Raw genomic sequence first — 21,813 nt, forward strand, 5'->3', positions numbered from 1 at the left:
TTCCATAGGCCATCAGGGGAGCCGGGCTCTAAAATTGGGTTACTTAACGGTAGTTAGCTTCATGGGGAGTGAGCGTCTTGGCGGGTTCGACCGATTTCGACCTGTACCGTCCGGCCGAGGAGCACGAGATGCTCCGCGAGACGGTGCGTGCGCTCGCCGAGGCGAAGATCGCCCCTTACGCGGCGGCGGTCGACGAGGAGGCGCGCTTCCCGCAGGAGGCGCTGGACGCCCTGACCGCCGCGGACCTGCACGCGGTGCACGTACCCGAGGAGTACGGCGGCGCGGGCGCCGACGCCCTCGCCACGGTCATCGTGATCGAGGAGGTGGCCCGTGTCTGCGCCTCCTCCTCCCTCATCCCGGCCGTGAACAAGCTCGGCTCGCTCCCGGTGATCCTCTCCGGTTCCGAGGACCTGAAGAAGAAGTACCTGGGCCCGCTGGCCAAGGGCGACGGCATGTTCTCGTACTGCCTCTCCGAGCCCGACGCGGGTTCCGACGCGGCGGGCATGAAGACCAGGGCCGTGCGCGACGGCGACTTCTGGGTGCTCAACGGCGTGAAGCGCTGGATCACCAACGCGGGCGTCTCCGAGTACTACACGGTGATGGCCGTCACCGACCCGACCAAGCGCTCCAAGGGCATCTCGGCCTTCGTCGTCGAGAAGTCGGACGAGGGCGTCTCCTTCGGCGCCCCGGAGAAGAAGCTCGGCATCAAGGGGTCCCCGACCCGCGAGGTCTACTTCGACAACGTCCGCATCCCCGCCGACCGCATCATCGGCGAGGAGGGCACCGGCTTCGCCACCGCGATGAAGACCCTGGACCACACCCGCATCACCATCGCGGCCCAGGCCCTCGGCATCGCCCAGGGCGCCCTCGACTACGCCAAGGGCTACGTCAAGGAGCGCAAGCAGTTCGGCAAGCCGATCGCCGACTTCCAGGGCGTCCAGTTCATGCTCGCCGACATGGCCATGGAGCTGGAGGCGGCCCGCCAGCTCACCTACTCCGCCGCCGCCAAGTCCGAGCGCCTCGACGGCGACCTCACCTTCTTCGGCGCGGCGGCCAAGTGCTTCGCCTCCGACGTCGCGATGGAGATCACCACCGACGCGGTCCAGCTGCTGGGCGGCTACGGCTACACGCGGGACTACCCGGTGGAGCGGATGATGCGCGACGCGAAGATCACGCAGATCTACGAAGGCACGAACCAGGTCCAGCGCATCGTGATGGCCAGGAACCTGCCATAACGGTTGCTGCTCCGGCGTCCGGCCCCCGATGTGTGCGTCGGGGGCCGGACGTGTGTATGCGGCGGAGAGGCCGGGGTTGGATCACTCCCCGGCGAAGACTTCCTCGGCAGTGGCGGCGGTGGTGGCGCGGTTGAGCCACTGATGCAGGAGTTGGGGGTCGTTGCAGCTCGTGATCTTCTCTCGGAACTCGTCGGAAACGGCGATACCGCGCATCTCGAGGATGAGCAGGAGCCCATCGGCCCGTCCTCTGGCCTGGCCTTCGGCTCGGCCTTCGGCTCGGCCTTCGTCCCGGATTTCCTCCGACATGAAGGACTTGTAGAAAGAGAGGTCCACGGCCACCAGATTCCTCCACTGTTGTGCGGCCGGGCGGTTGCCCAGGCCTTGTGCGATCAGTTCGACGATGGGGTCGGCGATTGCTTCCGGTGTGTCCCGCAGTGCGGCGGACAGGGTTTTCAGTATGGCACCGACGTCCGGATTGTCGGCGTGTGTGATGGCGGCCAGGGTGGCGAGTGCGAGGTCCTTGCGGGCTTCGGCCACGTCGGTGACGACAGGCATGTTGTGCGGTCCCGCGACGAGGGGCTTCAGGGCGAGTGTCTGCCATTGGCGGACGCCGATCGAGATGGGGCGTGCGGCCCATTCGGCGGTGACGTGGTCCTGGCAGACGACCAGTAGCAGGACGGGCAGCCCGTATCTGTTGTTGAGGTAGGCGACGTAGTACGGCCAGCTGGCGGTCTTGGCCCGGTCCTTCTTGCCCTGGGCTTCGATGGCGAGAAGGAAGGGACCGTCGTGCTCGGTGTCGATGCGCAGGAGAGTGTCCACCCGACGTTCGACGGGACGGGCTTCGGTGAGGTCGGTGGGCAGGGCCGTGGCCGAGGTGGGTGGTGGGATGTCGACTCCGAGCACTTCGGAGACACGGGAGAAGAGACCCGGGTACTCCTGGAAGATGCGGTGCATTGCCTCGTGGGACGAGCTGACCATGTAGGTCCGTTCGGGTCGGGGACGTTTCCGTCAGGCGGCTGTGTGGAGGTCTGCCCGGCAGTCGCGGCAGTGGCCGAGGTGGCGGGAGCGGAAGGCGCGGTCACAGCCGTCGCAGTTCTGGAGCGGGATGACGATGACTCCGGGGCGCGCGGGTGCGAGGTCCTCGGCGCCCGGCAGCGGCGGTGGCAGGAGCGTCGTGATCCGGTGCCGGAGGAGCTTCGCCGGGTGCTTCAGCGGGACGGGGAGGTCGTTGGTGAGGACGTGGCGGATGGTGTCGGGGTGGGCGTCGCGTTCGAGCCAGGTGGCGACGCCCGGTGTGAGGGTGTGGATGTCGTTCTCCGAGAGGACGAGTTGGGGTGCGTGGCGGCGCAGGTCGGCGAGGAACGCGGCGGCTGCGCGGTGCAGTTCCGACGTGGGTTCCCGGGGCTGGGGTAGCGGCGGGGGCAGTGTCCTGGGGGCGGTGGGAGCCGGTACGAAGACGGCAGCGGGACGCGGTTCGGGTGCAAGGACCGGCGGGGTCTCGGGCGTCCGTTGCGGCACGGGCCGTTGCGGCGTCTCGGAGGGGGCAGGGTGCGGTACGGAGGCTGGGGTGGGCTCCGGTGCGGGTGTCGGGGCGAAGTGCTGCTCGGCGGCGCTCTCGCGTGGTGGCGGCTGTGGCGCGGGGAGCGGGGCTGCCGGTTTGGTGCGCCTGGTCCGCTGCTCGGGTGGGGCGGTGGACGCGGTGGCGCCCGGCTGGTTGTACGAGACGGTGCGGGTGACGATGCGGCCGTCGGGGAGACGTACGCGGCTGCGGTGGAGGTAGCCGTGGGCTTCCAGTTCGCGCAGGGCGGCGGCGACCCGGGTCTCGCTCTCCGGGAAACGTTCGGCGAGGTGCTTGATGCCGATCCTCGCTCCGGCGGGCAGCGACTGGATGTGTGCGGCGAGTCCGATGGCGGTGAGGGAGAGGCCGCGGTGCTGGGCGAGGTGATTGCCGATGACCGTGAAGCCTGCGGCGTGCCGGACGTTGATGTGGATGACACCGGATAACGGTGTGGCGGCCCCGGGTACGGGGGACGGACCGCGCGAGGGCACGGTAATCTGCTGGGTATCCATCGGGAAGCCTCTACTTCCTCGGTGGTCAGGCCCCCGGTTGAGACTGTGAATCTCGGTCGGGGGCCGTCGCATGTCTGGAGTTGTCGCGGCGAGCATATGCCAGTCAACCCGTATGAAATCCAGCCCAGTTGCCATATGTCACCCGGGCGAGTGACGGGGCCGTGCGGGGTCGGGTTTGGGTGGGGAGGGTGATTTCCCCAAGTTCTTTAAAGCTTTATGCGTCGTGGGGCGCGGTGACGTGGTCCACCGGGTCGTGGACCTCCGCGACCCGGTGGAGCTCGTCGCGGTGGGCGGTGAGGCCGAGTTGGAAGTCCCGGCCAGGTGAGAGCGGAATGTTCGGTTCGGGTGACGTTGTTGGTTCACGTCGCTCAGCGTGGTCGTGCCTGCATACCGTGAACGGCAATGAGCCCCATACGTGCGGTGATTGTCCCGGGCTTGTCCAGTGCTGTCCCGGCTGTCCGGCGTGACCTGCTGGGGAGACCAGGGGTTGAGCAAGAACGGCATGCACGTCGGAAGTGGGGCACGGATGAGCGTGGATGAGACCTGTACCGAGCGCGGCGACGGCGGGGCGGACGAGCCGGGCTGGGACGTCGACCCCGACGACGAGTCGGGGGTGGCCGTCGTCGCTGCGGTGGGCCGGCGAGTTCGGTGCTGCGATCGGGTACGGGGAGGACCTGGTCTACAAGGTGGAGGGCGGACGGCGCATCCCCCGGCCGGAGTTCCTGGACCGGGCGGACGAGGTGCTGGGGGCGGACGGAAAGCTCGCGGCGATGAAGCGGGATGTGGCGGAGGTCCGGTACCCGAAGAAGGTTCGGGATCTGGCGAAGCTGGAAGAAAAGGCTGTCGAGCTCGCGGCGTACAAAAGCCGAACCCCGCACGGGCTGTTGCAGACGGCAGAGTACGCGCAAGCTTTGTTCGAGATGCGGCGGCCCGCGTACTCGCAGGATGAGGTGGATCTGGCAGTGGCCGCGCGCATGGCCAGGCAGTCCATCTTCGGACGCTCGCCCGCCCCGGCTTTGAGCTTCGTCCAGGAAGAAGTGATGCTCCGACGCCCCATCGGAGGCAAGATGGTGTTGCGTCGACAGCTCGAACGCTTCCTGGAGATCGGAGAGTTGCGGAACGTCGAGATCCAAGTGATGCCGACTGACTGTGAGGATCACGCGGGGGTGGACGGAGATGTTCAGCTGCTGAAGTTCGGGGACGGTTCGGCGGTGGGACGCTCCGACGGAGCGTTCGCCGCCCGCCCGGTCTCCGATCCGAAGCAGATCCGAATCCTGGAGCTGCGCTATGGCATCATCCGGGCCCAGGCTCTCACTCCACGGGAGTCACTGGCCTTCATCGAGCAAGTGCTGGGAGAGACATGAGCAGTGAGACCTCGGCTGGAGACGCTTCCCGGCTGAAGTGGTTCAAGAGCAGCTACAGCGACAGCAGCGACGGCAGCGAATGCGTGGAGGTCGCAGCCACCCCGGGGGTGGTTCACGTGCGCGACTCCAAGAACTTGCAGGGGGCCCGGCTCGCTTTCGCGGCAGGTGCTTGGGCGGGCTTCGTCTTGTACGCCGCCGGGCACTGATCCCACACGCACTCGGTGGCTATCACGTTGGCGTGCAGGCTGCTGCGGGCGGCCGAGGCTGGATGACGTCATCGCCGGAGTCGCTGCTTGCGTTGCGTGAACTATTCGCTGTGACGTGACGAGGAACATCCGTAGGTTTCGTGCATGGCAGACAAGAGTGAACGGGCCGTTCAAGCGGCCATTGACGCGGAGATGCGGCTTCTCGACCCCGACGTGCGCGCTTCGCCGGCCCTGGTCTCGGAGCTCTTGGACCCGGAGTTCCTCGAGATCGGAGCGTCGGGACGGCGCTGGGACGCGACGTCGATCCTCACGGTGACGAGTGACGGTTCGGTGACCCCCGAAGCTCCGGTCGAGGTCAGCGATATGTCGGGGGTCGTACTCGCTCCCGGCATCGTTCATCTGACGTACTTCGCCGACCACAGCGGGCGCCGAGCATGGCGGAGCTCCGTGTGGCGTCTGACGGAAGCGGGCTGGCGCATGTACTTCCACCAGGGAACTTTGACGAGCTGAGCGCCTCGGGATCGTCACCACCGCCGACATCAACCGGGTGTGTGACCGTCACCTGACGGAGCGTCACAAATGGTTGAGGCTATGCCATGTCGTACATCCGCCCCGGAGGCCGTCTTGTCGGGGACATGGCGACCATGTTTAGTTGCCCCGGCGGATTAATCCATCCGCTGTCGACCGAGAACCAGCGCACGGGTCGACCCCAGCTCAGCTGCATGGGAGTCACACATTGCGCACTTCGAGGCATTCCAGACCGGCCGCGCGGAGGATCTCCGCGCGACTGGCCGCTTTCACCGCGGCGGCTGTCGCAGTCATGGCTGCGGGATTACCCGCAGCCCAGGCTGCCACCGGCGCCGAGGCAGCCGCTCCGGGCACCGTCGCCACCGCGACGCATCCCGGGGGCGGTCTCGCCGCCTCTGGCGTCGGCCAGCACGGCGAGATCTCCGGCGCCGTCACCGACAGCTCAGGCAAGGCGCTTTCCGGCGCCTCCGTCGTAGCCGGTATCTACCGGTCGACCACCGACGCCCAGGGGCACTACAACCTGACGGTGCCGCCTGACACCTACAAAATGGCCGCGTACGCCTACGGGTACGCGCCCAAGAAGGCCAACGGCGTCGTCGTCGACGATGGCACCGTCACGATGGACTTCGCGCTGGACGCGGTGGCCCGGCAGACCGTGACCGGTAAGGTGACCGACGGCTCCGGCCACGGCTGGCCGCTCTACACGAAGATCACCATCGATGACGTGCCCGGCGCCCCGGTCTTCACCGACCCGTACACCGGCGCGTACAGCGTCGACCTGCCGCAGGGCGCCGACTACACCCTGCGCTTCACCTCCGTGTACCCCGGCTACGAGGCAGTCACCAAGCAGGTGACCGTGAATGACGCGGCGCAGACCGCGAACGTCGCGGTCCCGGTGGACGCCGAGGCGGCCACGGCGCCCGGTTACCAGGTCAAGCGGTCCGGCCCGACCCAGCCCTTCGACTCCACCGCCGGCACCCCCGAGGGCTGGAGCGTGGTCAACGCCGACGGCACCACCGGCGGCTGGGCCTTCGACGACTTCGGTAACCGGGGTAACAAGACCGGTGGTTCCGGCGCCTTCGCCATGGTCGACAGTGACAAGATCGGCAGCGGCAAGAAGCAGGACAGCTCGCTGATCACGCCGGTCCTCGACCTGACCGGCAACGACAGCCCGCAACTGGAATTCGACACCGACTACAAGAGCTACACCAACCAGACCGGCAACATCGACGTCAGCACTGACGGCGGTGCGACCTGGACCAACATCTGGAACCGCACCACCACCCTGACCGGCCCTGCCCATGTCGAGCTTCCGCTGACCGACTACGCCGGGAAGCCCGGCGTGCAGCTGCGGTTCCACTTCACGGGCAGCTACGGCTACTGGTGGGAACTCGACAACGTGTTCGTGGGCAAGCGGACCTACGAGCCTGTCAGCGGTGGTCTGGTGGCCGGTACGGTGAAGGACGCCAACACCGACGACGGCGTCGTCGGCGCCACTGTCGTCAACACCGACGCCTCGCAGGAGAAGGCCATCACCGCGGCCACCCCGGACGACCCGGCGCTCGGCGGCGGCTTCTACTGGATGTTCGCCTCCAAGACCGGCAGCCACACGTACACCGCCTCCAAGTCGCACTACGCCGACCTGGCCAAGACGGTGAAGGTGGCACCGGACAGCACCACCCAGGCGGGCTTCAACCTGAAGGCCGGCAAGCTGGTGGTCTCCCCCAGCTCGGTCGACAAGACGCTCGCCTGGGGCAAGCAGGCCACCCAGAACGTGACGGTGAAGAACACCGGCGGTGCGCCTGCCGGCCTCACCCTGGGTGAGCAGCCGGGCGGCTTCACCCAGCAGGCCAAGGGCGGCGCGCCGCTCAACCTGGTGAAGGGCGACTACTCCCCGCTGGCCCTCAGCAAGGGCAAGACCTCGGATGCGGCTCCGGCGGCCAACGCGGCCGGTGACGCCTGGCAGCCGGTGGCCAACCTGCCGACCGCTGTGCAGGACAACGCGGTCGCCGTCCACGACGGCAAGGTCTACTCCGCCTTCGGCTACACGGGCAGCGCGGACACCAACGCGCTGTACTCCTACGACCCCGACAGTGGCTCCTGGACCAAGCTGGCCTCCGCGGCCGACACCCGAGAGGGCAACCCGGCCCACGGCTTCATCGGCGGCAAGCTGTACGTGGTCGGCGGCTGGGGTGCCGACGGCGACCCCGACGCCAAGCTGGAGGTCTACGACCCGGCGTCGAACAGCTGGTCCACCAAGGCGTCCTCGCCCAAGCCGTACGCCGGTTCGGGCAGCGCGGTGCTCGGCGGCAAGCTGTACGTCGTCGGCGGCTGCACCGACAGCTGTGGCACCACGGACGCCACGGTCTACGACCCGTCGTCGGACAGCTGGTCCCAGATCGCCTCCTACCCGGAGCCGATCTCCTGGCAGTCCTGCGGCGGCATCGACGGCAAGCTCTACTGCGCCGGTGGCAGCGGCGGCAGCAGTACGACCAAGCACGCCTACGTCTACGACCCGGGCGCCGACAGCTGGTCGCCCGTCGCGGACATGCCCGCCGACCTGTGGGGTTCGGCGTACAGCGTGGGCAACGGCATGCTGCTGGTCTCCAGCGGTGTCGTCAACAACAGCGCCGCCATCACCAACCAGGGCTACGCCTTCGACCCGGGCACCGGCAGCTGGACCGCCCTGCCCAACGCCAACACCAGCCTCTACCGTGTGGGAGCTGCCTCCGGCTTCTACAAGGTCGGCGGCAACCCCGGCGGCAGCACGACGCCGCCGGTGTCCACCGTCGAGGTGCTGCCCGGCTACGACCAGGGCGGCGAGTCCTCGGACGTCAGCTGGCTGTCCACGAGCAAGGACAAGGTGACACTCCAGCCCGGGGAGAGCACCACGATCACCGTCGGCCTGGACGCCACGGTCCCCGAGGTCACCCAGCCCGGCGACTACACCGCGGCGCTGACCGTCCAGACCGACACCCCGTACTCGGTCGCCGACATCGGCGTGAAGATGCACGTCAACCCGCCGAAGGACTGGGGCAAGTACGCCGGCACCGTGCTCGGCGCCGACGGCAAGGGCGGCACCGCGCCACTGGCCGGGGCGACCGTCCAGATCGACAGCTGGGCGAACAGCTACACGCTGCGGACCGCCAAGGACGGCACCTTCGCCCTGTGGTTCGACACCCGCAACAACCCGGTCACCGTGATCGTGGCCAAGGACGGCTACCAGCCGGTGGCCACCACTGTGAAGCTCAAGAAGGGGGTGACGACGACCGGCAACTTCACGCTGAAGAAGACCTCGTGACCCTGTTCGCGTGAAACAGCGCGGGCCGACCCCTCGGGGCCGGCCCGCGCGCCGCGCTCAGCCCCGGCCCCGCGATGGATGAGTCCGGGCCACTCCTGATCGCCGCATGACAGCCCCGTGGCGTACCTTCCACGTCCATGACCGACATCGACAAGCTCACCGGCCTGTTCACCGCGCTCGGCGCCGACGACGCCGCGGGCTGGGCCGACTCCGAGGCCGAGGAGAACCTTCCGCAGCTCGCCCGCTACCGGTTCCTGCGCATGATCTGGCAGGACATCGACGGCTGGAGTGCGGCGGCGCCGGACTGGGTCGAGGCCTACCGGAAGGACGGTCTCGCCGGTGGTGCCGTCGAGCGGGCGCTGGCTCTCGGTCTGACCGCCGACGACCTGGGGGAGATAGCCCGAGAGGTGGCGAAGGAGACCGCGTTCGGCCTTCTCTACGGGCTGGCCGACCCGGCCGACGGCGACCTCCCGCCCGAGGTGGAGCGACAACTGCCCGGCTGGTGCCTGGCCGAGCTGTCGCCGCAGGGCGAGCCCACGGGGCGGATTCTGGACGCGCTGTACGAGGACTTGGACGAGACCGAGCCGCAGGGGCCCACGGGAGGCGAGCGATGACCGCGTTCGACGTGAGTGAGCGGCGTATCTGGGAGGGGCGAGCCGAGAGCTACGCCCGGACGGGCCGGGTCTCCCGGGTCCGTCGCACATGGAGCAGGGCCCGGACGGCGAACCGTCCGGGCCCTGCTCCGCTTCGTCTACGTGCGAGGTCAGTTGCCGGAGACGGTGACCTTCTCGTCGTTGTTGAGCTGCTCCACGAGCTGCTTCACCTTGGCCTTGTCCCAGACCAGATTGCCGTGGGTGGAGCCCGAGATCGGCATGTTCATCGACGTGCCGTCGCCGCCCGTGACGCCCTTCATGGCGAAGAACATCTGCCCCAGGGACCAGAGCGACATGTCCTTGTCCACGATCAGTGTGTCCAGGCCGGCGCTCATCGTCGGGTAGAACTTGAACGGGTTGAGGATCGTGGACGGCGTCGCCGTCTGGCTCGCCAGCGCCGCGAGGAACTTCTGCTGGTTCTTCGTACGGGCCAGGTCCGACTCGGCGAACGCGTACCGGGTGCGGACGAAGGCCAGCGACTGCTCGCCGTTCAGTGTCTGCTTGCCCGCCTTGAAGTCGGCGCCGGACTTCTTGTCCTTGAACCCCTTGGGGATGTCCAGCTCCACCCCACCGATCGCGTCCACGATCTTGGCGAAGCCGCCGAAGCCGATCTCGACGTAGTGGTCGATGTGCAGCCCGGTGTTGAACTCGATGGTACGGACGAGGAGTTCGGGGCCGTCCTCGGCGTACGCGGCGTTCAGCTTGGTGAACCGGCCGCGGGCCGGGTAGAGCTTGCCGGAGTCGGAGCCCTTGTACGAGGGGATCTCGACGTTCGAGTCACGCGGCAGGGAGACCAGCGTCGGCCCGTTCGACCCGTCGTGCAGGATCATCATCGAGTCGGTGCGCTTGCCCTCGGCGGAGCCGGTGTGCAGCCGCTTCTTGTCGTCGGCCGTCATGCCCGCGCGGCTGTCGGAACCGACGATCAGGTAGTTGGTGCCGTCGCCGGCCTTCGGCCGCTCGATGACCTTGGAGAGGTCCACCTCGCGCTTGAGCTTGGAGTCGGCCCAGAAGTACGTGCCGATGGAGACCGCGAGCACCACGACGACCAGGGACAGCGTGCCTATCTTTATCCGGCGGCCCCAGTTCGGCGCCGGGCGCCCCTGGATGTAACCGCCGTCCCCCCGGCCGCCGCCGCCGTTGCCCCGGCCGCCGCCGTTGCCGTCGCCGTAGACCTGGCCCGTGTTGTAACCGCTGTCGTACCCAGCGGCGTCGTCATAGCCTCCGGCGTACTGCTGCGACCCGCCCTGGCGCTGCCGGGGCGGGGCCGGGCGGTGCTGAGGCGGGGCGGGAGGGCGCTGGACGTGCCGCATGACGCGGGCGCCCTCGGGCCGCTCGCCGGCGCTGCCCTGCCCGTAGCGGTTGCCGCTGCGGTTGTCGTCGGACCATCCCTCGGGCCAATCGTTCATGCGGTCCAGTGTGCAGGGCACGTGTGCTGGTATTACAGGGGGTGCGGGAAATCGCATCAGGGCTGTTGCGAAGCTGATGCATTGCCGCCGGGCGGAAGCCCCCGCATAAGGTGGACGGTATGACAGATCAGGCCCCACACCCGGAGGGCGACATTCCGGGCAAGTCGACCGCCGCTTCCCGGACCACCCTCAGCCACATCATGACCGGCAGCGACACCAATCTGCTGGGTACGGTGCACGGTGGCGTGATCATGAAACTGGTCGACGACGCGGCGGGCGCCGTGGCCGGCCGGCACTCCGGCGGACCCGCGGTGACGGCCTCGATGGACGAGATGGTCTTCCTGGAGCCGGTCCGCGTGGGTGACCTTGTTCACGTCCGCGCCCAGGTGAACTGGACCGGCCGCTCCTCGATGGAGGTCGGCGTCCGTGTCATGGCGGAGCGGTGGAACGAATCCACCCCCGCCCAGCAGGTCGGCAGCGCGTATCTGGTGTTCGCCGCGGTCGACGCGGACGGCAAGCCCCGCCCCGTACCGCAGGTGATCCCGGAGACGGAGCGCGACAAGCGGCGCTACCAGGAGGCGCAGATCCGGCGCACCCACCGCCTCGCCCGGCGCCGTGCGATCAAGGAACTGCGCGAGAAGCGCGTGGCGGACGGGATCGACGTCGACTGAGCACGGACTCACCCGCGATCACGAACGGTCAGGGGTAGTCGCGGACGGTCACGGGCATGCCACCTGGTCGCCCGTGACCGTGCCGAACTCGCCCCGGTTCGTCTCCTCACCCCGTACCGTCCGCACCTTCTCGAAGTCCGCGCCCGCCGTCACCTTCAGCATGGCGCCCTGCCCGTTCACCGCCCGCAGCTCGGCCCCGGGCAACGCGCCGGCCAGGGACTTCGCGGACCGGTCCCAGCGCGGGTCGTAGGTGATCAGGGTGCGCTTGAGATCACCCGGTTCTCCGTTCAGCGGGGCCCGCGTGGTGTCGAAGCCGGTGGCGCGCAGCGCGTCGTCGACCGTCTTGCCGAGCCCGTCCTTCGGGGTCCCGTTGTAGACCTGGACCCGGATCCGCTGGGGGGCGACTTCGACCTGCACGGACTTCGGCTGTCCGGAGCGTTCCGGGGCGAGCGGCCTGTCGTCGCGCAGTGCCTGGAAGAGCTTCTTCGACTTCGGCTCGTCCCACTTGACCGTGGAGCCGATGCCCTTGACCGGGAAGGCGGCGTTCCCCAGCGGTACGGAGGTGAACTCGGACGAGGCGGGGGAGAAACCGCGCATCGCCTGGCCGAGCTCCAGCATCTGCTCCGTACCGAAGCCCTTGTCGGCCCGGACCGAGCGGAGCATCGTGGAGGCCACGTCCCGGAACTTCACCGGGTTCAGCAGCACGCCGCTGCTGGTCGCCTGCTTGATCAGTGAGGCGAGGAACTTCTGCTGGCGCTGCATCCGGCCCAGGTCGGCGGCCCCGTCGACGTGCCGGGAGCGGACGTACTGGAGCGCCTGCCCGCCGTTCAGCTCGTGGGGGCCCGCGGCGAGATCGAGACCGGTGTACGAGTCCTTCATCGGCCGGGCCATGCAGATCCGCACCCCGCCCAGGGTGTCCACCGTCTTCATGAAGCTGGTGAAGTCGACCTCCAGGTAATGGTCGATCTTGATGCCCGTCATCTGCTCGACGGTCCGCACCGTCAGACCGGGTCCCCCCTCGGCGTACGCGGCGTTCAGCTTCACCGGGTGGGCGGCGTGCGTCTCGCCGCTGTTCCGGTCCTTGTGCTCCGGGATCTCCGCGTAGCTGTCCCGCGGCAACGAGACGACGCTCGCGCGCCCCTTGTCCGCCGACAGATGCACCAGCATGACCGTGTCGGTGCAGTTGCAGGGCGCACCGCCCAACCGGTACTCCCGCTTCTCCTGCGCGGTGATCCGATCGCGGCCGTCCGTGCCCACGAGCAGCAGATTCATGCCGTGACCGGCCGGGGGCCGGTTCTTCATGTCCTTGAACGGGTCGATCCGGTCGATCCCGGTCTCCAGGCTCGTCACCACCGCGTGGCCGATCCCTCCGGCACCGAGGACCAGCACGGAAATGCCGGTCACCACCCGCATGCCCCAGCGTGGCCGCTCGTCCTGCTTTCTGGACCTGCGCTGCGGCGGAACTTCGCGGCGGCGCGGCGAACGGGGGGAGGAGCGCGGCGTGGGCACGGGGGGAACCTCCGTGGTACAGGGGGGATCGTTCGCACAGTAGGCCCATATGATCTGCACTCCGCCGAGCGACCCGGCGGCGCGCGCCCGTGTCCCCCATTCGCGGTAACGTGGCGGCCGAATAACGCCGCCTTGTGGGGTGCGAACCCCCGGCGCTCCCGAGGACCACCCGAGGACCACCATGTCTGCCGCGCAGCTCCCCGCCGTCTCCGTGATCATGCCGGTGCTCGATGAGGAACGTCATCTCAGGAACTCCGTCCGGCACATCCTGGAGCAGGAGTACGCAGGTGAGATGGAGGTGGTGATCGCGCTGGGCCCCTCCACCGACCGTACGGACGAGATCGCCGCGGAACTGGTGCGCGAGGACCCCCGCGTCCACACCGTCCCGAACCCGACCGGCCGCACCCCGGCCGCCCTCAACGCCGCGATCAAGGCCTCCCGCCATCCCATAGTCGTGCGGGTCGACGGCCACGGCATGCTCTCGCCGAACTACATCGCGACGGCCGTCCGCCTCCTGGAGGAGACGGGTGCGCAGAACGTGGGCGGCATCATGCACGCCGAGGGTGAGAACGCCTGGGAGGACGCCGTGGCCGCGGCCATGACGTCGAAGATCGGCGTCGGCAACGCGGCCTTCCACACCGGCGGCCAGGCGGGCCCGGCGGAGACCGTGTATCTCGGTGTCTTCCGCCGCGAGGCCCTGGAGAAGGCGGACGGCTACAACGTGGAGTTCATCCGCGCCCAGGACTGGGAGCTGAACTTCCGCATCCGCGAGGCGGGCGGACTGATCTGGTTCTCGCCCGAGCTGAAGGTGCAGTACCGGCCGCGGCCCTCGATACGGGCGCTCGCCAAGCAGTACAAGGACTACGGCCGCTGGCGGCACGTCGTCGCGCGCTACCACTCCGGCTCGATCAACCTGCGCTATCTGGCGCCGCCCACCGCCGTCTGTGCCATCGCGGCGGGCATCGTGGTCGGTGCGGCCGTCACCCCGTGGGCCTTCGTCGTCCCCGCCGGTTACGTCGCGGCGATCGTCGCCGGGTCCGTGCCGGCCGGCACGGGCCTGTCGCTGAAGGCGCGGGCCCAGATCCCGGTGGCCCTCGCGACCATGCACATGTCGTGGGGCTACGGCTTCCTGACCAGCCCGCGCTCGCTGGCCAAGAAGGTCATCGCCAGCCGGCGCCCGGCCGTCACGGCATGACCGTCGTCCGGCGCCCGGCCGTCACCGCATGACCGTCGTCCGGCGCCCGGCCGTCACCGCATGACCGTCGTCCGGCGCCCGGCCGTCACCGCATAGCCGCCGACACGGTGTGGGGGCCTTCCGAATCGTCGGAAGGCCCCCACCGTGCGTGGTGCCCGTTACGGCGCTACCAGCCGAAGCCCGGCTGGATGTCCATGCAGGCCCCTTCGTCGTCGCCGTTCAGGGCGCGTGCGCTCTCCGGCGTCTTCTCCTCGGCGCCCGGCGCGGGATAGTCGCCGCTCTCGCGCCAGTCGGCCCCCACGGTCAGGGTGATGCCGGAGACGGCGGTCGACTTCTTCACCGCCGAGAGCGGGATGCCGAGCGCCTTGGCGACGGCCTGGGCATTGCCCTCCATGTCCACGCTGGGATAGAGCACTCTGGTCCGCGCCGCCGCCTCGGTGTTCTGCGTGTCGATCGCGGCCTGGGTGAAGCCCTTGCCGGCCAGCAGTTCCTGGACCTCCGTGGCCCGGCCCTTGACCGGGTAGGCGGTGTCGGTACGCGTTCCGTTGCGGACGCTGACCGGGATCTCGGCGACGGGGGCGGTGGGCTTCTTGGCGGTCGGGGCCTTGCGCTTGGACGCCTTGCCGTCCAGCGGGACGTCGTCGCGGACCATCTGGAACAGCCGATCGGCGTCGCCGGGCTTCGGGAGGACCCGCTCCTTGTTCACACCCGTCCCGTAGACGTTCGGCATGGTCGTCATCGTGATGCGCTTGCTGGGCACCTTCTTGAGCTCGCCCGCGAGGTCGTACAGCTTTGGGACGCTGCCGAGGCCCTTGGGGCCCTTGTCGACCGTCAGCGCGTTGGTCGCCGCCTCGGCGAGATCCATCAGCTTGCCCGGGTCGGTGAGCTTGGTGCCCTTGCGCAGCTCACGGACCATCGAGTTCATGTACATGTGCTGGGCGTGGGTGCGGCCGAGGTCGGTGCCGTCCTCGAAGCCGTAGCGGGTCCGCAGCCACTGGAGGGCCTGCTTGCCCTTGATCTTCGTGGTGCCCTTCTCCAGCTTCAGCCCGGAGCCCTTGCCCTGGCTGGTGTGGGAGTAGACGTTTCCCTTCACACAGACCGGGACACCGCCGATCGCGTCGGCCATCGAGACCACACCGGAGAAGTCGATCATCATGAAGTGGTCGATGGTGATGCCGGTGAGCTCGTACCAGGCGGCCACCGTGCATCCGGGACCGCCGCGGCCGAGCGTCTCGTTGGTCATCGCCAGGCCCGTGGTCGCCGGGTAGACGTGCTTGGTCTCCGGGTCGGTGCACTTCGGGATCTTCAGCAGCGTGTCGCGCGGCATGCTGACCACCGACATGTTGCTGCGGTCCGCCGAGAGATGGAGCAGCATCTGAACGTCGGCCAGGGGCGGGGCCCCGAAGGTGTCCTTGGCCCCGCCGAGCTTCTGGTTCTCCTTGGAGTCACGCGCGTCCGAGCCGATGAGCAGGATGTTCAGCGGCGTCTGACCGGCGGAATTGGCCTTGTGGTCGACCATCTTCTTGTCGCCCAGCGTCAGGTCGGCCTTCTTCAGGTTGCCGTTGAGGTGCTGGTAGTAGAGGTATCCGGCCCCCGCGCCGCCGGCTATGAACAGCGCGAGAACCGCGGCGACCCAGCGCAGCACCCGGCGCTTGCGCTTCCTGCCGTGCCGCTTCTGCCCGCCGCGCCGGTGACCGTCGTCCGCCGCGCCGGGCCGCCGGCCGTCGTCGGCGGAGTCCGGGGACTTCGCCGACGCGTCCTCGTAGAGCCCGTCGTCCCAACCGAGTTGACCGGCGTGCCGGACGCGTGGTCGCGTCTCCTCTCCGGGTGTACCGCTCCGTCCCACCAGGACCCCCCTGCTGCTCAGACTCGTGGTTTGGCGCAGTGACCCGGTGTCACTTGGCGCACTCTGCCTTGTCGCCGTTTGCTTGCTGAATGTCGGCCGGCACCTTCGCCGGCCCGGTGATGGGCGTGCCCGCGCCCTTGAAGTCGTCTCCCAGCGTCAGCACCATCGCCTGGAGCCCTTCGGCGTCCGTGGTGCCCTGCTTCATGGCCGAGCCGGGCAGTCCCATCATGGCGGCCAGCGCGCGGGCCTGGTCCGCCTGGTTCGGCGCGTACTCCAGCGTCGTCCTCGCGGCCTTCGCCGGGGCGTTGGCCTTGTTGGTGGACTTGAGCACACCCTGCTCGTTCTGGAGCCAGGTGACCGTCGCCTGCGCGGCGCCGGGCACCTTGCCGCCGTTGTACACGTCGACGCGTACGTCGCCCGCGGCCGCCTTCGAGCCCTTGAGGAGCGCGTCCTGCTTGCTCTTCGCGGCCTTCTTCTTCGACTTCACCTCGGTCAGCGAGGTGTCCTCGCGCATCATGGCGAACAGCGGGTCGGCCTTGGGCTCGTTCAGTACGACGGTGACCGGGGTCTTCTCGGCCGGGTTGTCGAGCACCGGCACCGTGGTGAAGGTGATGTTCTTCGTGTTGACCTTGCTGAGCTCCTGGGCCAGCGAGGCCAGCTTCTTCCCCGTGCCGATGCCGGTGTCGACGGTGAGTGCGTTGGTCGCCGCGTCCGCCAGCTTGAACAGCTTGGTCGGGCTGGTCAGGGTGTCGTCCGACTGCATCTGCCGGATCATCGAGGCGATGAACTGCTGCTGGACCTTGATCCGGTCCAGGTCGCTCCGGTTGCCGAAGCTGTGCCGGGTCCGTACGAACGCCAGGGCGTCCTCGCCCTGGATCCGGTGCTCGCCCGCCGGCAGGTCCAGATGCGAGTCCTCGTCCTTGACCGGCTTGGCCAGACAGATCTTGACGCCGCCGACCGCGGTGGACAGCTCCTTCACCGCGTTGAAGTCGACCATCATGAAGTGGTCGACCTGCAGGCCGGTGATCGCCTTCGCCGTTTCCATGGTGCAGCCGGGGTTGCGGCCCTCCTGGCCGAGGCTCTCGTTGAAGCGGACGTTCCGCGTACCCGGAACGATCTTCTCCGAGCCGTCCGGCTGCTTGGTCCTGCAGTCCGGGATGTCGGTGATCATGTCACGGGGGATGCTGAGCGCCGTCGCGTTGGTGCGGTCCTTGGAGACGTGGAAGAGGATGTTGGTGTCGGCGTGGCCCACGCTGCCCTTGTCGCCGTATCCCTCGTTGCCCTTACCGGTGCGCTTGTCGGTACCGATGATCAGGATGTTGATCGGGGCGTCGTTGTCGAAGACGTTCTTGTTGCCGGCGCTGCCGACGTCGACGGTGCTCAGGTTGCCGTTGAAGTGCTGGTACAGCGCGTATCCGCCCACCGACAGGCCGACCAGTACGAACGCCATCGTGCCGCCCGTCCACAGCAGCACCTTCTTGCGGCGCGTCTTCGGGGCCTTGCGGCTGCGGCGGCCCGCCGGCTCGCCGTAACCGGAACGCTCCTGACCGCGCGGGCCGTTGGCCGAACGGCGGCCACGCTGTCCCGGCACCTCGCGGCGCGGACCCGACCCCTGCCCGTCACGGGCCGGACCCCGGCGCTCACCGCCGCTGTCACGCGTCGTGGTTCTGCGCTCGCCGTCACCGTCGCCGACCGGTTCTCTGCGACGGGGGATACGCGGGGCCGACGGCTGGGAAGTGCCGGCCGAATCCCCTCCGGAATTATTCAGTCGCAGTTCGTAATCGCCGGTGTGCGGGTTGAGGACCCACTGGTCTGCGGGGTCGAATTCATTCGCCCGCCCACGGCTTTGCGCATCCACGGTTGCTTGAGTCCTCCGTCGGTGCCACGCGAGGCGCCTCCCCCGTTCGGGCGCTCGATCTTTCGCTCCGGAAGTGCGCGGCCGGAAGGCCGGAAGCACCGGATCGCGTCACACTATCGGCCCAGTTCGACGTCGAGCGACGAGCGTGACAAATTCCACGGTTCTTACAACTGGTCATTCTGCTCATTGCACGCCGATCACCGGCTTCTGCTTGGGAATTGCTTTACCGCTTGCACAGGTCGGCCGCCGCGTTGTTGCCCGAATAGGTCGGTGTGGGGTTGGGGCCCGCGGCGTCCGGCGCATCGGTCGCGGCATTGCTCTTCCCGGTGTTCTTCCCGTTGTCGTTCTTGAGCCGGTCCGCCGGGATCACCGTGACCGGGGCGTCCTCGCGCAGCCGCTTGAAAAGCCGGTTCGCATCGGGCTGGACGAGTTCGTCCCGGTTCGGGTCGGCGGCGTACGGCTGCCGGGGCACGGTAAGGAACTGCACCCTGTCGGTCGGTACGTCGCGCAGGCCGCGCACCAGGTCGTACAGGTCCTTGAGGCTGTCCAGCCCCGGATCCGTGGTCAGCGACTTGGTGGCGGCGTCCAGCACCGGGTACAGCCGGGTCGGATTGAGCAGGACACCATTGCTCTGCACCTTGTTCACCAGCGCGCCCAGGAACTGCTGCTGGCGGTCCATGCGTTCGGTGTCGCTGCCGTTGCCGATCGACTTACGGGCCCGTACGTAGCCCAGAGCCTCTTCGCCGTCGAGCTTCTGGCGTCCGGCGGGGAGCTTGAGGTGGGCGTCGGGGTCGTCCACCGGCTTCTTGAGGCAGACCTCGACGCCGCCCACGGCGTTGACCATGTCCTTGAAACCGTTGAAGTCGACGACCATCTGGTGGTCGATCCGGATGCCGGTCAACTTCTCGACCGTACGGATCGTGCAGGCGGTGCCACCGAACTCGAAGGCCCAGTTGAACTGGGCGAATTGCTTCTTCGTGACCGTACCGTCCGCCTTGTGACAGGCCGGGATCCACACCATCAGGTCGCGCGGCAGGGACATCGCGGTGGCGCTCTTCCGGTCCGCGGCCAGGTGCAGCAGGATCGTGGTGTCCGAGCGCTGGCTGCCGCCGTCGTCGCGACCGTACTCGCGATTGTCACCGGCCCGGCTGTCGGAGCCGATGAGCAGGATGTTCTCCGCGTCGTGCACCACGGTGGCGGGCCGCTCCCGCTCGTACGTCTTGAGTTCGGCGGCCGCCGAGGTGTCGGTCCTGATGTTGCCGTCGAGCTTCCGGTACAGCCACCAGCCGCCGCCCGCCGCGACCAGGACCACGAGCGAGACGCCGAGCGCGGTCCAGCGCAGCCAGTGGTGCCGGTGCCCGGCGGGGGTCTCGGGAGAGACACCGGAGTCGTCCCCCACCTGCGATCGGCCCTCGTCCGTGGCCGAGTCGTCGGAGTTCTCCGGCGGGCCGGCGCTTTCGCTCACGTCTGCGTCCATCCTTCACGTTCGGCGGCGCGCTGGGCCGCCGGTCGCAGGAGTAGACGGCTGAACCTCACGCTTGGTTGTGTCCCGAGTGGTCTGTACCGCCGATCATGTACCGGAGTTGAGGCACAGCCCTGAGGACTCGACCCGCTATGGGCCGGACGAGTGGTCCTCAGGGCGCTTGTCATACCGTGGTGTTGGTGACCCGTTCACTCTCGACGCGCTTCGCCAGACCGTCCTCACCCAGCTGTCCCAGGTGCCGGCACAGGACCACGGACCCCCCGGCGGCCAGTGGCGCGAACAGCCCCGCGCTCAGGCCCTCCCAGGTGTCGTACGGGCGCCCCGTCAGCAGCCGCGATCCTGCGGTCAGCCCGAGGCCGGCCGCGTCCTCGTGGGCCCGCGCCACCAGTTCCGCCGCCGTCAGCTCGACCCCGCCCACCGCCAGCGCCGGAGCGTTCGGGTCCACCGGCGCGAACGGGGCGAACCGGTCGCCCTGGCTCGGCACCTCGACCGCGTAGTCGGCGAAGCCCTCGGGCGTCTGCGGGAACCTGCCGCCCAGCGGGCGCAGTGCCAGGGCGACCCGCTCGCCGCGGCAGGCGCGCGCGGCCTCCAGCGTGTCCGGGCCGCTGACGACGAGATCGGCGCCGGCCGGGTCGCCCTGCACATCGGCGACCACACCGACCGAGGAACACGCCAGCAGCCAGACCGCGGACTGCCAGTGCGCGGGCAGCAGCAGGGCCAGCCGGTCGCCGGGTTCCGCGGCGAGGTCGCCCTGCAGGAGATTGGCGGTCTTGGCCACCCAATTGGCGAAGGTGGCCACCGACAGTTCGACGCGCTCTCCGGTGGCGTCGTCGTAGAAAGTGACCAAGGGGCGGGCCGGATCCGCGGCGAGCGCGGAACGCAGCAGGTCGGCGGGGGTGCGGTCGGTGGCGTTCATCCGCGCAAGGGTACGCGGCGGCGCCGGGCCGGGCGGGATCGACGGGCACCGGGTACACCGGTTCGGCAGACGGCCCGTCAATTGTGCCGGGATACCCCGGTAGCCGGACTTGTCGGAATGTGCCCAGGATCGTTCGTATGCGTTCCTTCCTTGCATCCTCGATCGGTGTCACTTGCGCGGCGGTACTCGTACTGCCGTCGGCCGCGCCCGCGAGCGCCGCCCCGGACACCTTCACCGCTACCGCCGGGTCCGCCGAGCCCTCCGACACCGCAGGCTCGACGCAGTCCCTGCCGTTGTCGCCCCTGCGGGCACCGTCCGACGAATCCACCGGCGACCCCACCCGGACCACCGCGGCCGCCGAACAGGGGCTGCTCGAACGCGACGTCCGCCCGTTCTCCCTGGTCGGCGTCGTCTGGGACGACCCGGACACCGAACTCCACGGCACCGTCCAGGTCCGAACCCGGGCCCTCGGCACCACCCGCTGGTCCGACTGGCAGGACCTGGAGACGCACAACGCCGAGCACGGCGCCGACCCCGGGACCACCGAGCGCGAATCCGGCACCGTCCGCGGCTCCACGGCTCCGCTCTGGGTCGGCGACTCGGACGGCGTCTCGGTCCGCGTACGCCCGGCGACGCCCGATCCGCAGGACCGGACCGAATCCGCCGTACCGCTGCCCACCGGTCTGCGCCTCGAACTCGTCGACCCCGGCAAGGACCCGCAGCCGGTCCCCGCGGCGGGTCCCGAGTCCTCCGGCGACGACGAGGGCAGTCGCGCCACAGCACTCGACGGCCGCGTGCTCCCCGCCCTGAGCAGGGCGGAGTCCGAGGCACTCGGCGAGGCGGAGGCCGGGCTCGCTCCCGGCGCCCAGCCGTACATCGGACCCCGGCCGCGCATCATCACCCGCAAGGGCTGGGGCGCCGACGAGAAGCTCAGAGAGCGCTCCCTCGTCTACACCAAGACCGTCAAGGCCGCGTTCATCCACCACAGCGCCACGGGCAACAACTACACGTGCTCCCAGGCACCCGCCGTCCTGCGAGGCATCTACCGCTACCACGTCAAGAGCAGCGGCTGGCGGGACATCGGCTACAACTTCGCCGTCGACAAGTGCGGAAACATCTACGAAGGACGCGCGGGCGGCGTGACGAAGCCCGTCCTGGGAGCACACACGCTCGGCTTCAACGCCAACAGCATGGGCATCGCGGTGCTCGGCACCTTCACCGGGTCGAACCCGTCGGCCTCCGCGGTGAACGCCATCGCGAAGCTCACCGCCTGGAAACTCGGCCTGTTCGGAGCCGACCCGAGCGGCAGGACGACGCTCGTCTCGGGTGGCGGGAACAAGTTCAAGAAGGGCACGAAGGCCACACTCAACGTCATCTCCGGCCATCGGGACGGCTTCGCAACCGAATGCCCCGGAGCGCGTCTCTACAAGAAGCTCGGCTCGGCCAGGACCAGTTCCGCCCGTCTGCAGGGCCGCTGACCGGATGACCGCGAGAGACCACCGCGGGCCGCTGCGGGCCGCTGACCGGGGACGGCCGAACCGTAGCGAACCGGACTGCATACACTGGCCAGCC

The 21,813-nt window shown here is 68.9% G+C and carries 16 protein-coding genes and 1 pseudogene; 9 read left to right on the forward strand and 8 right to left on the reverse strand.

The features are described 5' to 3' along the window. The first annotated feature begins 77 nt into the window (after positions 1-77). Positions 78-1,235: an acyl-CoA dehydrogenase gene (locus ACF1B9_RS21935; protein ID WP_391743166.1), complete on the forward strand. Its 1,158-nt coding sequence runs from the start codon at positions 78-80 to the stop codon at positions 1,233-1,235. A gap of 81 nt (positions 1,236-1,316) precedes the next feature. Here ACF1B9_RS21935 and ACF1B9_RS21940 read toward each other — a convergent pair whose 3' ends face one another. Both ACF1B9_RS21940 and ACF1B9_RS21945 read right to left on the reverse strand, forming a co-directional pair. Further along, the gene (locus tag ACF1B9_RS21940; protein ID WP_391742998.1) at positions 1,317-2,213 is read right to left on the reverse strand and encodes a hypothetical protein; all 897 of its coding nucleotides are present in this window, start codon (positions 2,211-2,213) and stop codon (positions 1,317-1,319) included. Positions 2,214-2,243: 30 nt separating this feature from the next. Further along, positions 2,244-3,305, reverse strand: coding sequence for a helix-turn-helix domain-containing protein (locus ACF1B9_RS21945; protein ID WP_391742997.1), 1,062 nt, complete (start codon positions 3,303-3,305; stop codon positions 2,244-2,246). 526 nt (positions 3,306-3,831) lie between these two features. Between ACF1B9_RS21945 and ACF1B9_RS21950 the strand changes: the two are divergent. The 5 genes and pseudogenes from ACF1B9_RS21950 to ACF1B9_RS21970 all read left to right on the forward strand — a co-directional run bounded on the left by ACF1B9_RS21950 (position 3,832) and on the right by ACF1B9_RS21970 (position 9,318). Continuing rightward, a pseudogene (locus tag ACF1B9_RS21950) lies at positions 3,832-4,669 on the forward strand (DUF5753 domain-containing protein). After that, positions 4,666-4,875 (forward strand): DUF397 domain-containing protein, encoded by a 210-nt coding sequence (locus ACF1B9_RS21955; RefSeq protein WP_391742996.1) that lies wholly within the window; start codon positions 4,666-4,668, stop codon positions 4,873-4,875. Before ACF1B9_RS21950 ends, ACF1B9_RS21955 begins: the two are co-directional and overlap by 4 nt. A 144-nt stretch (positions 4,876-5,019) precedes the next feature. Next, positions 5,020-5,385, forward strand: coding sequence for a DUF4440 domain-containing protein (locus ACF1B9_RS21960; protein WP_391742994.1), 366 nt, complete (start codon positions 5,020-5,022; stop codon positions 5,383-5,385). Positions 5,386-5,695: 310 nt separating this feature from the next. Then, a complete protein-coding gene (locus ACF1B9_RS21965) occupies positions 5,696-8,704 on the forward strand; it encodes a carboxypeptidase regulatory-like domain-containing protein (protein WP_391742992.1) in 3,009 nt (1,002 codons plus the stop codon). A 137-nt stretch (positions 8,705-8,841) separates the two neighbouring features. Then, positions 8,842-9,318 (forward strand): hypothetical protein, encoded by a 477-nt coding sequence (locus ACF1B9_RS21970; RefSeq protein WP_391742991.1) that lies wholly within the window; start codon positions 8,842-8,844, stop codon positions 9,316-9,318. 149 nt (positions 9,319-9,467) lie between these two features. Here the strand turns inward: ACF1B9_RS21970 and ACF1B9_RS21975 are convergent, their stop codons facing one another. Then, entirely contained in the window at positions 9,468-10,763 is a 1,296-nt protein-coding gene (locus ACF1B9_RS21975; RefSeq protein ID WP_391742989.1) for an LCP family protein, read from the reverse strand. Between the two features lie 119 nt (positions 10,764-10,882). On the opposite strand from ACF1B9_RS21975, the gene ACF1B9_RS21980 reads away from it, so the two are divergent. Then, the gene (locus ACF1B9_RS21980) at positions 10,883-11,434 is read left to right on the forward strand and encodes an acyl-CoA thioesterase (RefSeq protein WP_391742988.1); all 552 of its coding nucleotides are present in this window, start codon (positions 10,883-10,885) and stop codon (positions 11,432-11,434) included. A gap of 48 nt (positions 11,435-11,482) precedes the next feature. On the opposite strand, the gene ACF1B9_RS21985 is transcribed toward ACF1B9_RS21980, so the two are convergent. Next, the gene (locus ACF1B9_RS21985; protein ID WP_391743165.1) at positions 11,483-12,847 is read right to left on the reverse strand and encodes an LCP family protein; all 1,365 of its coding nucleotides are present in this window, start codon (positions 12,845-12,847) and stop codon (positions 11,483-11,485) included. Positions 12,848-13,124: 277 nt separating this feature from the next. Here ACF1B9_RS21985 and ACF1B9_RS21990 point away from each other — a divergent pair, with 277 nt between their 5' ends. Next, entirely contained in the window at positions 13,125-14,138 is a 1,014-nt protein-coding gene (locus tag ACF1B9_RS21990) for a glycosyltransferase family 2 protein (RefSeq protein WP_391742986.1), read from the forward strand. 166 nt (positions 14,139-14,304) lie between these two features. On the opposite strand, the gene ACF1B9_RS21995 is transcribed toward ACF1B9_RS21990, so the two are convergent. The 4 genes from ACF1B9_RS21995 to ACF1B9_RS22010 all read right to left on the reverse strand — a co-directional run bounded on the left by ACF1B9_RS21995 (position 14,305) and on the right by ACF1B9_RS22010 (position 20,241). Further along, on the reverse strand, positions 14,305-15,984 hold the full coding sequence (locus ACF1B9_RS21995; RefSeq protein WP_391742985.1) for an LCP family protein: 1,680 nt from the start codon (positions 15,982-15,984) through the stop codon (positions 14,305-14,307). A gap of 49 nt (positions 15,985-16,033) precedes the next feature. Further along, positions 16,034-17,842 (reverse strand): LCP family protein, encoded by a 1,809-nt coding sequence (locus ACF1B9_RS22000; RefSeq protein ID WP_391742984.1) that lies wholly within the window; start codon positions 17,840-17,842, stop codon positions 16,034-16,036. Between the two features lie 223 nt (positions 17,843-18,065). Then, positions 18,066-19,319 carry an LCP family protein gene (locus tag ACF1B9_RS22005; RefSeq protein ID WP_391742982.1) on the reverse strand — a complete coding sequence of 418 codons (1,254 nt, stop codon included), beginning with the start codon at positions 19,317-19,319 and terminating at the stop codon, positions 18,066-18,068. 169 nt (positions 19,320-19,488) lie between these two features. Beyond that, positions 19,489-20,241 carry a TIGR03089 family protein gene (locus ACF1B9_RS22010; RefSeq protein ID WP_391742981.1) on the reverse strand — a complete coding sequence of 251 codons (753 nt, stop codon included), beginning with the start codon at positions 20,239-20,241 and terminating at the stop codon, positions 19,489-19,491. Positions 20,242-20,378: 137 nt separating this feature from the next. On the opposite strand from ACF1B9_RS22010, the gene ACF1B9_RS22015 reads away from it, so the two are divergent. Then, positions 20,379-21,719: a peptidoglycan recognition protein gene (locus ACF1B9_RS22015; RefSeq protein ID WP_391742979.1), complete on the forward strand. Its 1,341-nt coding sequence runs from the start codon at positions 20,379-20,381 to the stop codon at positions 21,717-21,719. The last annotated feature ends 94 nt before the right edge of the window (positions 21,720-21,813 follow it).

The organism is Streptomyces sp. NPDC014727 (assembly GCF_043083485.1).
Classification (GTDB): Bacteria; Actinomycetota; Actinomycetes; order Streptomycetales; family Streptomycetaceae; genus Streptomyces.

Coding starts and splice junctions, on each gene's coding strand:
- ACF1B9_RS21940 (WP_391742998.1), bottom strand. CDS start 2,213: ATGGTCAGCTCGTCCCACGAGGCAATGCACCGCATCTTCCAGGAGTAC.
- ACF1B9_RS21945 (WP_391742997.1), bottom strand. CDS start 3,305: ATGGATACCCAGCAGATTACCGTGCCCTCGCGCGGTCCGTCCCCCGTA.
- ACF1B9_RS21955 (WP_391742996.1), top strand. CDS start 4,666: ATGAGCAGTGAGACCTCGGCTGGAGACGCTTCCCGGCTGAAGTGGTTC.
- ACF1B9_RS21960 (WP_391742994.1), top strand. CDS start 5,020: ATGGCAGACAAGAGTGAACGGGCCGTTCAAGCGGCCATTGACGCGGAG.
- ACF1B9_RS21965 (WP_391742992.1), top strand. CDS start 5,696: ATGGCTGCGGGATTACCCGCAGCCCAGGCTGCCACCGGCGCCGAGGCA.
- ACF1B9_RS21970 (WP_391742991.1), top strand. CDS start 8,842: ATGACCGACATCGACAAGCTCACCGGCCTGTTCACCGCGCTCGGCGCC.
- ACF1B9_RS21975 (WP_391742989.1), bottom strand. CDS start 10,763: ATGAACGATTGGCCCGAGGGATGGTCCGACGACAACCGCAGCGGCAAC.
- ACF1B9_RS21980 (WP_391742988.1), top strand. CDS start 10,883: ATGACAGATCAGGCCCCACACCCGGAGGGCGACATTCCGGGCAAGTCG.
- ACF1B9_RS21985 (WP_391743165.1), bottom strand. CDS start 12,847: ATGCGGGTGGTGACCGGCATTTCCGTGCTGGTCCTCGGTGCCGGAGGG.
- ACF1B9_RS21990 (WP_391742986.1), top strand. CDS start 13,125: ATGTCTGCCGCGCAGCTCCCCGCCGTCTCCGTGATCATGCCGGTGCTC.
- ACF1B9_RS22005 (WP_391742982.1), bottom strand. CDS start 19,319: ATGGACGCAGACGTGAGCGAAAGCGCCGGCCCGCCGGAGAACTCCGAC.
- ACF1B9_RS22010 (WP_391742981.1), bottom strand. CDS start 20,241: ATGAACGCCACCGACCGCACCCCCGCCGACCTGCTGCGTTCCGCGCTC.
- ACF1B9_RS22015 (WP_391742979.1), top strand. CDS start 20,379: ATGCGTTCCTTCCTTGCATCCTCGATCGGTGTCACTTGCGCGGCGGTA.